Raw genomic sequence first — 12,391 nt, 5'->3', positions numbered from 1 at the left:
CCGTCCTTAGTTGAGGAGTCGCAACTAAGGACGAATGACTAATGATGAATCTCCAGATTCAGGATATAGCTCCCCAACTGGACTTTCTCCGACCATAATTCATATTCCAGCCGCAGATGTTCTGGCAAGAGACGCCCTTCTAGAGTCAAACTTTTGGTAAAGTTTCGCAGACGCACCTGTCCATGCGCGGCTAAGGACTCGCTATGTAACCAATAGCGGCTAAGACCATAAATTCCTCGTTCCCAGAGATGGCGATAACTCAACTTGCCGTTTCCCTGCATGGTCATGATCACCCTAGAAGGGGAAATTTCCAACCACAAAAGTCTGGGAGTTTCTGGCGCTTGGTCTTTAGCAACAGCGGGCGCTTCTTCAGAGCGTTCCCAATCCCGAATTTCTGGTTCCGTGAGCAGCAGATGAAAGCGCTGTTTGTCTTTTTGATATAAGGTAGCAGCGGTTTCAATGGTAGACCAAACCGGCATATCAGTAGATACAAGTGATAGGCAGACAGGTCTGCGGTGATGGGTCAGCATGGAATGTGAGGAGATAGAAATTAAAGACTACTATTGTTCTAGCAGCTCTAGCTGACGCGATCGGGCTTTTCACTAAAATTACGTCCCGATTGGTCGCGTCCCGCGATCGCGAGCGGCAAATTATTGCCGCATACCCTGGCTGCTTACCCAGCCACTAGCCTAACGCGATCGCGCTCCTCCTGCCCCAAAACTCCGAAATTGCCTGTCTTAACTCCCCGCTCAAATTTTTTTCGTTTAGGTGTTGACAAAAGCTTTTCAATTGGCTAAATTAATAAAAGTGCAACGGAGCAGGCCCCCATCGTCTAGAGGCCTAGGACACCTCCCTTTCACGGAGGCGACGGGGATTCGAATTCCCCTGGGGGTATTAAAAGGGAAAAGGCAAGAAAAACTTCTTGCCTTTTCCCTTTTTAATTTAAGAGAATAAATTCTCATCGTTACTAGATGAGAAAAGAACGAACGGCTAACAGCTATTTTTCAGTGAGTTTGTCTATTTTTTCTTTCAAGCCTAAATTGAATAAAGAGCGTAGCAACACCAAGAACCATAGACCTGATAAACCAAAAATAGCGATCGCCCAACTACTATAGGAAGGTAGCGCCAGCAGCACTGCCGCCGACAGGAGGGTAAAACCTGTTAAACAGGCATAAACTAGGCTTTTTAGGGCTAAATTAATCCGTTTGAGGATGCGATCGCTTTCAAGGGTTCGCACTCGCAGTTGTAACTCTCCCTGTTCAATTCGTTCTTCTAAGCGCCGGATTAAAATTTCCGAAGCTTTTGGCTGTCGCAATTTATAACCAATAAAATTCTTGGCTTGTCGGGCAAGTTCGCCGATTAAATTTCCTTTAGCTTGAGAGACAGTGATACTTTTAATAAAGGGTTGAGCCGCTGCTACTGGATTATATTCAGGATCGAGTGTCCTAGCGATCCCATCGAGTGTGGTTAATGCCTTTAAAATAAACGTCATCTGGGCAGGCAAGCGAAAGGGTTGCTGCTCAAACATGGCATAAACTTCGGTACTCATTTCACTAAAAGCTTTGACATCAATCGGTTTTTCAGTGAACTTATCTAAGATAAAAGTTAATAACCTTCGTACCGGAGTCATATCCGCGACAGGCACCACTAAACCCATATCAATTAAGGTATCTAATACCTCGTCTGTATCCTTTTTTAGGACAGCAAAAAATGTTCTAATCATTTGATCTTTGGCAATAGACTTCAGTTCTGCCATCATGCCAAAGTCATAAAAAATCAAGCTGCCATCCTGGCTCACTGCCATATTTCCAGGGTGAGGATCTGCTTGAAAAAAACCATCTTGTAAGAGTTGTTTTAAATAACAACAGATTCCAAGTTGGTTGATTCTTTTCGGATCTAACCCACAGGCTTCAATAGTTTTGCGATCGCTTACTTTGATTCCAGGTAAATATTCTACAGTTAAAATTTTTGTGGTTGTGTAACGCCAGTAAACTTTCGGAATCAGAATCCGGGGATAACCGAGGAAATTGGCAGCAAAACGTTCGGCATTTTTACCTTCTTGAATATAATCAATCTCTTGATAAAGAAGATTAAAGAATTCGCTATAAATTGCTTCTAATTCATATTTTCTTGTCCAAGGCAGATAGCGCCGCGAAAAACGGACAAGCCTACCCAAAGCTTGAAAATCTAATTTAAATAACCTTTCTAATCCCGGACGTTGTACTTTGACAACGACATCTTCACCCGTATGCAGCCGTGCTTTGTGGACTTGCCCTAAACTAGCCGCAGCAATCGGAAAACGATCGAATTCCCGATACAGAGCATGAATTGAATTACCAAGTTCCAATTCAATCAGCGCGACTGCTTGCTCGGCACTAAATTCCGGAACCCGATCCTGTAGCTGCCCCAACGCTTCTACATATTCTAGAGGCAGCAAATCTGCGCGGGTAGATAATGCCTGCCCAATCTTAATAAAAGTGGGACCTAAATCTAGTAAAGTTTCAACTAACCACTGTGCCCGACGCTTTTTATGTAAAGGGGAAGTATTTCTAAAGATATTATCCCACCATAAATAAAACACCCACTCTGCTGCTGCTCCAAAAATGTCTAGTTGACGAGCAAGGGCAGTATATTTCGTTCGTTGCCAACGTAGGGGTTTTAGTGGAGCTTTTGCGAGCATATCATCCCTTAATAAAGTCAGGAGTCAGAATCGGGGTGCTTGGCAGGTAAGCCCTTACAAGAATTAGTAAGCCGTGAAATCTCGAAGCAAGCCAGTCTGAACTGCTACAAGAACAGAAGAGAGGAATTCACCACTTTTCCCCTATTTTCAGAATATGCAAGTTAAACGTGCAACAGCTTATAAATTCTCAGATTTGGCGTCTGGTTGTCTAGTTTCTGGCTTCAGACTTGAGTGCTGTCAAAAGACTGAGGCAAGGTGAGCGTGAAGCAGGTTTCGCAAGCGTGAGTATCTTCAGTAGAACAACTAGAGACAGCGATCGCACCATTGAGGTGCTGTACTAAAGACTTTACCAGAGCTAGGCCCAACCCAGTGCCTTGAATTGCTTGTTCGGTGATGCCTTTACCCCGGCGGAATTTATCAAAGATATACCCCATTTCTGCTGGCGAGATGCCAGGACCATTGTTGCTCAAGTAAAGAACAATCTGATTCCCTTGCGGATTAATCTCGTGAGTAGCACGCAAATGAACGGTAGAATCTGGCTCAGAATATTTGCCAGCATTGGTCAAAAGTTCATGCAGTATGCGATTGAGGCTATCCGCGTCAGTCTGAAGCATTAGCGATCGCTTGGGGAACTCTACGGCTAGCGTTAATCCTTTATCCACCCATTTCTGCTCAAATGGCTCAACTAACTCTTGAATAACCTGCTTGAGGTCTATCTTTTGCAGATGAATTGAAGATTTCTTCGACTCCAGTTTCTGGAGAGCGAGTAAGTCCGCGATCAAATCAATTTCTCGAGTACACTGCTCGTCCAGCATCTCCAGGTACTTAGCACGACTTTCTGGCGACTGTTCGGCTTGACGTAACATCCGAATCGCTAGCTTCATCGTGGTGAGCGGTGTGTTCAACTCATGGCTCAGGTTGCTGATGAATTCATCCTTCACTTGATTGAGTTGCCGCAACTGATCGAGTTGTTGGCGAGTTTTTTCGTACAACTTCGCCTGCACTTCCATACTGCCTTGCAGCTGGGCGGTACGCTCCTCGACAAGAGCTTGCACTTGGCGTAATGATTGCGTTTGAATGATTGCCGTACTCGCCTGAGCGCTGACTAATTTTACTAACTCTAATTCCTCAGATTGCCAGGAACGAGGCTGATGATGCTGTAGCACCAGGAACCCTAACACGGTACCTTGGCTTTCCAGGGGAACCATCAGCAGAGCAGGCATGGCTTCTTTAAACAGGTCGGAGGATTGGCTGGCAGAGGTGTCTGCTGGGTTGCTGGTAGCGAGATCCGCTTGATTCGCGATCGCCAATAGCTCAGGTGACTGCATGAAGACCTGTTGGCACCAGTGACACTCCGAGAGCCCAAAAGAATGGTTTAACCAAGAAGGTGAAACAGAAGCGGTTGTTTCTTTAATTGCTGGTTGTTCGCTGTTGCTTTGGGAAGACCATTCGCAAACCACCGTAACTTTCGCTTTAGGAATCTGCTTTAAAGAACGGTTTTTCAACGGGGGAGCGACGTATTTCAGCAGTAGAATAAAGCCACGGTGAACTTGGAAAGCTTGAGCTGTACCGGCAAGCGCGAGTTGGAGAATCTGATTCACGTCTTTGCCTGCTCGAATTGCCAAGGTCAGCTGGTTGATCAGGATTTGGTATTGGGCGGCGATACGCACCTGTCGCTGGAGTTGGACTTGAGAAATTGCGATCGCAACTGAGTCTGACACAGCTTTCAGCAATTCTTTTTCAATCTCTGTCCAATCGCCGGGTTGCGATCGCCCGACGACAATCACCCCATTTGCTGAAGATTGAAATTGGGTTTGAATTCCCAGCACGGCACGTACCGGATCTTCCCAGGCACGTCCAGTTTCAATTGCCTGAGTATCCGAAATCGCTACAGGTTGGCGATCGCTTAGGATCTCTTCTAGCACGGCATTTTCTTGCATCCATCCTTTCGAGGACAGAGGACGCACGCTCTTAAACTCAACGGTTCCCGCCTCCGCCACGTTGGATGTTCCGTTAGACCCTGAAAATGCCTCTGCATACCAAAAAGCAGCCTGTGGTGTCGCCTGATGGCTCGCGATCGCTTTTATAAAACAAGCGTCTGCCTGCAAACTCCTTCCCACTACCTCCGCAATTTTGGGCAATACCGCTTCCGGAGCTGAGCTTGTCAGAAGGATTTGAGTAATCTGTTGCCCTAAGTGAATGCAGCGATCGCTGGGGTAATGCATGAGTGCGCCCTTGTATTCCTCTATAAAACCCGGTTCAACTGGACTGGGCATCGGTGAAGTGAGAGGCTCTACCATCAGGGTTGCAGCTGTTTGCAGCTCTTTGACAGCCGCCAGCTCTTCCTGAGCCGCTTTACTAACGCTAGCGTGCCGCTTTGCGACCAACTCTTGGGACATCCGCGTTGCGATCGCAGTGGCTGCATCCATATCCGCTTGTGCATCATTCATCTTAGCCGAGCTTCATTAGGAGGACATCAAGGCAGGGGTTAAAAGACACTCTGCTGGATAGAGGGAGAGGCGTTGGCACGGCAGCAATAAAAACAGTCGTTTGTCGGGAGCAATCCGCTGTCAATCTTTTACAACCATGACTGGGGCAACCAGATTTCACCCTCACTCTTCTATAGACTAGGGTTCCCAGATTTTTTAGATTTCTACCAGTTCAAATGCCTAATTTCTAGAAGTGGTAGCCAGTACCTCTGTGGGTAAACGTTTCAACGACTCAGCCTGCCCCAGTATTTTTTCTTCCAGCTGCACGCGCGACTCTTGCGTCACCTGACCAGACATGGCAGCTTGTTGTAGGCTCATAAAAGCTTTCAGATCCTCTGAGCCATATTTGCCTTGGAGCATCTCCCGGAGCAGCTCTTCTGCTTCCACTGTCAAAAAACCAGTACTGAGAGCTTGTTGAACCACTTCTCGAATTAGAATCATCGTGCACCTCCTAGACGACTTGCTCAGCAAGGTCAGTATCCAATTTATCCAGTTGCCATCAGGTGACGCTAATCTTTGTGTCTAAGTGACCCTGTCGGCAATGACTTTATGATGTATACATCCTGATTCTTGTGATTTCCAGTTAGGGCTTTTGTGATTGAAATCACTGAAATATCTACTAAAACCTGAATGCCAAATTGGCTTTTTCTTAAATCAAGCTCAATGGCAGACTTGGTCTAAATCACAGTGATGTAACTTCTTTTCTCCCCCTCCTCCGTAAGCGCTTCAATTTCCTTAAAAGGAGAGGAGTCAGGAGAGGTTAACGTAGTACCAGCGCAGCAGTCTTGCCAATCTCATATAACGTAGTCGGCAGAAAAACCATTGGAGCAACGAGAATCTCATTTTTTGAAGAAAACGGCTTCTCGGTAAAGAAGCAATTTTCAGCGGGTTTTCTAGGGAACAACAATGTTTGACGTTTAAGAACGCCTTTTTTTTGCTTCCTGCTGGGCAATTTCACTCTTTTTCCGATAAGATTCCACCCGATCCTGAGCCGTTCCGTAACGACTATCAGAGGCGGGTACAGCAGCCATTAAATCGGAAGCTTGTTGCCATTTAGCGGCCAAATCCAACCACTGAGCAGAAGTCTGAGCATTTCTCCCCGCAATTGACGTTTGTTCCGCAAGTCGCACCGCGTCTGCAAAAGGATCTGACGAAGGCAATGCAGTTGTTTGAGTGCTAGATGCCACAGGTGCTGAAGAGGTTGCTGGCGCGGTCGTCGCCGTTGGGGGAGAGTTTGGCGCAGAAGCTGGCGTCCGAGTAATCGTAAATGGCCCCAGCCAATCATAAAGCGCCCAGCCTACCAGCAGTAAAAGTAACGATAAGCTGGCACCGCCCACAATACCACGCCAGAATTGGCGTTTTTCCCGTACAAACCGGGAGGACGGCTGGGGGAATGGTGGCTGACTTTTTTTGGCAGGTTTCCGTCCCTTGAAATCTTCTCCTAAACGTCGAAAAACATTCGGCTTGGCAAGGGTAATTTCTTCAGCCCAAAGTAACTGACTCTCCGGATCTCGATGAATTTCTTCTAGCCAGAGTAATTGTTGCTCTCGGACAATCCGACTGTTGATATTGACTCGACGAATATTTCGCGGTGAAATTGATTCCAGAATCTGCCGAATGCGCTGTACCAGGCTAGATTGTTCGAGTTGATCTGGCGTAGCTGCCTCACACAAAAGCTGCAAGACACCATCGGCAAAAATGGCTCTAGTTCTGACACCAGCCTCTGCCAGCTTGTCATTGAGTATTTGAATAATCGCCGCCACGCTCCCCTGGCGAGCTTGTTTGGCGATATCATCCATCGGATCAACCATTTTGTTTGAGTAAATGATGCCGGTAGTTCAACCTGACTTTTTTTATTTAAGAGTATCAGTCTTTTGTTTAAGAGACTCTGTCAGAGTAGTATAATTGACCGGCAACTGCGATCGCTCCTTTTTTGCTCTTAGTTTCATGAAGCAGCGCAGACGATTGCCAAGGGTCTTGCTGTGGCAAGATGTCCCTGTCAGAAGATATTTTTTCTACATTGAGCGGAAGATTCGCTTACGAAGCTTTGTTAAGGCGCTTGGGAGGCACGCAAGCACCTCCCATCGCGAGATGCTATCTGTCGCAGAGCAGCCAGTCGCGCTCTTGAATGATAAAGTGAAATAGCTAAACAGAAGATTGGAAAAACCGGGAACTGAATCATGGGCGCATTGATTCGCGGCGCAATTTTTGTTTTGGATGACAACATTGATACCGATCAAATTATCCCAGCTGAATACCTAACTCTGGTTCCTTCCAAGCCTGACGAGTACGAAAAATTGGGCAGTTATGCCTTGATTGGATTGCCGGATCGTTATGGAAAGTTTGTGGCTTCTGGAGAAATCAAGACCCAGTATCCCATCATTATTGCTGGGGAAAACTTTGGTTGCGGTTCTTCACGGGAACATGCACCGATTGCTTTGGGTGCTAGCGGCGTTAAAGCGGTGGTGGCTCAGTCTTATGCTCGGATCTTTTTCCGCAATTGTGCGGCTACTGGGGAACTTTACCCTTGGGAATCCTCTGAGCGGTTGTGCGATGAATTTGAAACGGGACAGGACGTTTCAATTGATTTTGAACAAAATCAGCTGATTAACCATACCTTAGGTAGAACTTATTCTCTCCAGCCATTGGGTGATGTAGGCCCAGTGATTGATGCAGGGGGAATTTTCGCTTATGCTCGGCAAACGGGAATGATTCCTACCCGGTAGCGATCGCAATATTTTGAGTGTTGAATTTTGAGTTCAATCTTTCAACACTCAAAACTTTTGAATCTAAGCGCGATCGCTTTTACAATTCTTTAAAATAGTTATTAATGTCTGTAAACCAAAAACTATTGACGACTATGCTGCTAAAGTGTACAACCCGCCACATCCGCATCTATACCGCTGAGGTGAAGAACAACGAACTCGTCGAGAGTGACAATGTATTAACCCTGGATGTCGATCCAGATAATGAATTTAATTGGAACGAAGACGCTCTGCAACAGGTTTATGGCAAATTCGATGAGATGGTTGAAGCTTACAACGGTGCAGATTTAACCGAATATAATCTGCGTCGTATCGGTTCCGACTTGGAACATTTCCTGAGAAGCCTGCTACAGCAGGGGCAAATTAGTTACAACCTGAGTAGCCGCGTTCTCAATTACAGCATGGGACTGCCTCAGGTTAGCACTCAATCGGCTGAGTAATTCTTTTTTAGTTGTTAGAAAAGTTGAGTTTAATATCAGAAAACTTTCTAACAACTAATTACTGGTCACTACAGATAATTTACCGCCAAATCCGATTCCCATTTTCATCAACGCGAGCTTGGCGAATCACATCAGAGATTTCCTCGGCATCCTTAACATGGTGTAATGCCTTCTTTTCTCCGTCCGGCTCTTCCACTTCAAAGTAAGTTGGAACAACGATATGGTCGCCGGTAATATCTGGCGCATCTACCGCAATTTGCTGGGCTTTTTCTTCAACGGTTTCGGGTTTATCGGAAATTCTATCGCCCGGATTAGTAGTTCTATTGGTTGTATCTTTGGGTGGGTTTTCCATATAACTCCTAAAGATTTGAATCTTAATGTTACTAATATTAGATTAGAGAAATGGGTGTGCGATCGCCTCTTTCTGTGGGTGTAAGTCAGCTCTCTGTCTGTTTCTGCATTGATGGGGAATTTTGCTGAGTTGGGTTGATAACGCTACCATCCAAAGACTGAGCATTTGCAGCAACTTGGGATTTAGCCGCTCGTTTCTGCTCCAAAAATTGCTTAAGAGCAATGCGGCGATTTTCTAAGAAGCGGCTCCAAAACCCTGGAAGAAAATGATCCATCGTTTCAGCCAGCGCCCAAGTTTCCAAATTTACCATCTTGGAACGCAGGCGGTGAGACTCCTCTAAAGAGTCAATTAATTGCTTAATTTCTGCACTAGCAGGTGAATTAAGCTCTGCAAATGGTGGATCTGTAGCAGTATAAGCTTCGGACTTAGGCATGGCAATTGGGGAAAGTGGCAGTACACAGAGCAAATTGGAACAACAATCCTTGATTGGCGAAACCGGAGAACCGGCAAAGGGCACAATGCGGTATCAAAGCAGGACAACAAATGTAAACCCTCGACTCCCCATCTCTACCAAGAAAGGGGAGGATTTCGCCCCTCGCTCGTGAGGAGTTGAAAGAGGAGTTAAACTGCCCCGGTTGAAGTTTGGTAGCCGGAGTGATTTTACCCAACGTTTAAAAAAGCATCGCCTAGTCTGATTCAAATTTAACGCGAAGTGTCAATTTCTCAAGCACGAGAAGACCCTTAACCGCTAAACTCTGGAAATAGAAACTTGATTATTTTTTACCTCTAGTGTATAAAAAAGACCCCGAAAGCCCTTGGACGTATAAACCTTGGTGGTGTCAGCCTTGGTCTATTTTGCTGACAACTATTACCGTCATCACTGCCTCTTGGACACTAACCAAAACAATTTGGATAACAGCTGGCGTCTCGATTCCCATTCTTGTGTGGATGTCATACTTTTTGCTACTCTGGCCTCGACTAATGCGGCGTTATTATCAGCAAACAGAAAATTCTGTAAGTGAAGAATGAGTTTTATTGACCGATCGCAAATCTATTGAGTGTCAGAGGCTACAATCCAGATTAACGCTCAGATTTGGCGAATTGAGAAAGAGCTACCTTTCTCAGTAGCTTCTGGTAACAGCAAGTCAAATCACAACAGGCTGATGGGAGCGCATAACCTTCATGAACAATTCTGCGGCAACGCTTTACTGCTCGAATCTCAATTGTCAGGCTCCTAATCCCCAGAGCCATAACTTTTGTCAGAAATGCCGCACGCCGTTGCTCAAACGGTACTTGTGGGCAGTTGGTGAAGGGATAGAGGCTTACAAAGCTGGGGATCTGATTGCTGAGCGATATTTGCTGAAAAGCGATCGCATCATTTTAGATACCAAACCGGCTTTGTCTCCGGAAATGTTGCCGGAGATATCCAATAGCCTTATGCCCTATCTCAAGCTGTCTCCCTATCAGCTGCACGTTCCCCAACTATACGGACTTCTGACACCAACAGAAGGGCAGCGTAACGCCGAAACTTGGCTGCTAGAGCAGGTACCGATTTACAGCTGCGGGAACGGGGAAGGCACCCTCATGCCAGAACTAACCAGCGTCTGGAAAAACGCCTCGGCAATGCGCCAACTGACTTGGCTATGGCAGATGGCAAATTTGTGGGAACCCCTGCAAATCAATCATGTAGGGTCGAGTTTGTTGACACCAGCGCTGCTGCGAGTAGAAGGTTCCATCCTTCGGTTATTGATATTGCAGGCGGATCGAAGCTCCCCGGTAACGCTGCAAAACTTAGGTCAACTCTGGTCTAAATGGGTCGCCGCTTCACACCCAACCATTGGAAAATTTTTGGAACAAGTTTGTCAGCAGCTCAACCAAGGAGCCGTACAGACGGCAGAGCAGCTGGTGAGGCTGTTGGATGAGGCAATGGAAACCATCGGGCGATCGCAATCTTGCACCTATCAAATTGTCACCCGCAGCGATACAGGGCCAACTCGTCGGCAAAATGAGGATGCCTGCTATCCCCCCAGTCCAAGCAGTACCAATCCCTCCCTTCCCTTGGCAATAGTCTGCGACGGTATTGGGGGACATGAAGGCGGGGAAGTCGCCTCCCATCTGGCAATTGCAACTATCCAAGAGCGAGTACAGAATCTGCTGGCGAATCCAGCCAATCCTTTAAATCCGACCGCTCTTACCCTAGAATTGGAAAACTTTGCCTGTGCTGCCAATGATGTTATCAGCCAGCGCAACGACACGGAACAGCGGCTCGACCGGCAACGCATGGGCACTACGTTGGTGATGGCGTTAGCCCACGCTCATGAAATGTATATCACTCATGTGGGAGATAGTCGAGCTTACTGGATTACTCGCACGGGGTGTCGGCAGATCACCCTAGATGATGATATTGCTTCGCGGGAGGTGCGGCTCGGATATGCCCTCTACCGGGATGCAGTGGAACAATCCGGCGCTGGCTCTCTCGTTCAGGCGTTGGGTATGAGTTCATCAGCAACCCTGCACCCCTCCGTACAGCGCTTTGTTTTAGATGAAGACGGTGTTTTTCTTCTCTGTTCGGATGGTCTGAGTGACAATGACCGAGTAGAGCAATACTGGGAAACAGAGATTCTGCCAATTCTAGAAGGTCAGATTGATTTGTCAACCGCCGGAACCCGGCTGATTGAAATTGGCAACACCAAAAACGGGCACGACAACGTTACAGTAGCCCTTGTCTACTGCCAAGTGGCATCAGCTCAAACTGGGCAACAGGTCACAGCACTACAGATGGGAGCCATTCCACCCGCAGCTCCAACTCCGGCTCCAGCGGCTTCGGTGCGCTCTCAATCTGCATCTGCTTCCAGAATCAAAACCAAGATCATTTCACCGCAGTCTACTACTAGGAGTCCTTTGCCGCTCCTTCTGGTGCTGCTTCTGTTAGCAGGTGTCAGCGGAGCGATCGCTTATTGGTTGATTCCAGAAGTCCAAAACAAGGTCAATCCTCTAATCGGGCTGACACCCCCCTCCAGCCCCAGCCCTGAACCATCCGCCGCCAGTTCATCTCCATCGGCAGAACCTGTTGTGACTCCTTCCACCTCTGTGCCCTCTTTAGAGGCTGGCTTGCTGCTCCAAACCACCCGTTCCACAACCAAGAACGTTCAGGGAAAAGAAGTTCCTGTTTTGCTGCGACGTGGTGTCCAGGCACCCCAAAACCAATCTGTAGTCGGGTTAGTTTCCGATGGGAGTATTTTGCAAGTCAGCTCCATCCAGCGAAATCAAGACCCTGACAGTTGGCTACAGGTGAAAGTTTGCTCAACGCTCACTACATCTAATCCGCAGCTTTCCCCCGAAAAAGTTAATTCCGGCACCCCAAACCCAAGAGCCGTCCCTGAAGTGACCTATCGCCCAATAAAACAAGGAGAAATTGGTTGGATTCGGGAATCCGACGTTTTACCTGTAATTAATCCAAATTTCGCACCAACATCGGCTAATTTGGGCGAATGTGCAATTGGGGCTGCCGATCCAACACCTACCGTCACTTCGTCCCCCTCTAAATAGCAATTAATTGCTAGCCTTTAATTGTTAGGACTTCGGTTTTTGTCAGGGTTAGGTGTTTTTGGGTAGTTGCTAGTTGGGAGTCATTCGTCAATTGGTAAAGATGCGATGAATCGCGT

At 46.9% G+C, this 12,391-nt stretch carries 11 protein-coding genes and 1 tRNA gene; 5 read left to right on the top strand and 7 right to left on the bottom strand.

What is annotated here, in order from left to right; translation table 11 throughout:
• Positions 1–38: 38 nt before the first annotated feature.
• A complete protein-coding gene (locus tag NDA03_RS12415; protein ID WP_190410822.1) occupies positions 39–530 on the bottom strand; it encodes a hypothetical protein in 492 nt (163 codons plus the stop codon).
• Between the two features lie 291 nt (positions 531–821).
• Between NDA03_RS12415 and NDA03_RS12410 the strand changes: the two genes are divergently transcribed.
• Positions 822–894: transfer RNA gene (locus NDA03_RS12410), tRNA-Glu, on the top strand.
• A gap of 103 nt (positions 895–997) precedes the next feature.
• Here the strand turns inward: NDA03_RS12410 and NDA03_RS12405 are convergent.
• The 4 genes from NDA03_RS12405 to NDA03_RS12390 all read right to left on the bottom strand — a co-directional run bounded on the left by NDA03_RS12405 (position 998) and on the right by NDA03_RS12390 (position 6,980).
• Positions 998–2,680, bottom strand: coding sequence for an AarF/ABC1/UbiB kinase family protein (locus NDA03_RS12405; protein WP_190681936.1), 1,683 nt, complete (start codon positions 2,678–2,680; stop codon positions 998–1,000).
• A 221-nt stretch (positions 2,681–2,901) separates the two neighbouring features.
• Positions 2,902–5,130, bottom strand: coding sequence for a GAF domain-containing sensor histidine kinase (locus NDA03_RS12400; protein ID WP_348238155.1), 2,229 nt, complete (start codon positions 5,128–5,130; stop codon positions 2,902–2,904).
• A 219-nt stretch (positions 5,131–5,349) separates the two neighbouring features.
• Positions 5,350–5,610, bottom strand: a complete 261-nt coding sequence (locus tag NDA03_RS12395; RefSeq protein ID WP_348238154.1) for a hypothetical protein — start codon at positions 5,608–5,610, stop codon at positions 5,350–5,352.
• 476 nt (positions 5,611–6,086) lie between these two features.
• Positions 6,087–6,980 (bottom strand): hypothetical protein, encoded by an 894-nt coding sequence (locus NDA03_RS12390; protein ID WP_348238153.1) that lies wholly within the window; start codon positions 6,978–6,980, stop codon positions 6,087–6,089.
• Between the two features lie 369 nt (positions 6,981–7,349).
• On the opposite strand from NDA03_RS12390, the gene NDA03_RS12385 reads away from it, so the two are divergent.
• Positions 7,350–7,895 carry a 3-isopropylmalate dehydratase gene (locus tag NDA03_RS12385; RefSeq protein WP_348238152.1) on the top strand — a complete coding sequence of 182 codons (546 nt, stop codon included), beginning with the start codon at positions 7,350–7,352 and terminating at the stop codon, positions 7,893–7,895.
• Between the two features lie 134 nt (positions 7,896–8,029).
• The gene (locus NDA03_RS12380; protein WP_190410861.1) at positions 8,030–8,374 is read left to right on the top strand and encodes an NAD(P)H-quinone oxidoreductase subunit M; all 345 of its coding nucleotides are present in this window, start codon (positions 8,030–8,032) and stop codon (positions 8,372–8,374) included.
• 79 nt (positions 8,375–8,453) lie between these two features.
• On the opposite strand, the gene NDA03_RS12375 is transcribed toward NDA03_RS12380, so the two are convergent.
• Positions 8,454–8,726, bottom strand: a complete 273-nt coding sequence (locus NDA03_RS12375; RefSeq protein ID WP_190410862.1) for a hypothetical protein — start codon at positions 8,724–8,726, stop codon at positions 8,454–8,456.
• Between the two features lie 85 nt (positions 8,727–8,811).
• Positions 8,812–9,159, bottom strand: coding sequence for a hypothetical protein (locus NDA03_RS12370; RefSeq protein WP_190681945.1), 348 nt, complete (start codon positions 9,157–9,159; stop codon positions 8,812–8,814).
• A gap of 356 nt (positions 9,160–9,515) precedes the next feature.
• Between NDA03_RS12370 and NDA03_RS12365 the strand changes: the two genes are divergently transcribed.
• Both NDA03_RS12365 and NDA03_RS12360 read left to right on the top strand, forming a co-directional pair.
• Positions 9,516–9,755, top strand: a complete 240-nt coding sequence (locus NDA03_RS12365; RefSeq protein ID WP_190410864.1) for a DUF6737 family protein — start codon at positions 9,516–9,518, stop codon at positions 9,753–9,755.
• A 153-nt stretch (positions 9,756–9,908) separates the two neighbouring features.
• Entirely contained in the window at positions 9,909–12,275 is a 2,367-nt protein-coding gene (locus NDA03_RS12360) for a protein phosphatase 2C domain-containing protein (protein WP_348238151.1), read from the top strand.
• Positions 12,276–12,391: the final 116 nt, after the last annotated feature.

It is taken from the genome of Trichocoleus sp. Lan, from assembly GCF_039961855.1.
Classification (GTDB): Bacteria; Cyanobacteriota; Cyanobacteriia; order Cyanobacteriales; family FACHB-T130; genus FACHB-T130.
The sequence above is the reverse complement of the archived record's forward strand: the minus strand, read 5'-3'. Positions and strand labels throughout refer to the sequence as shown.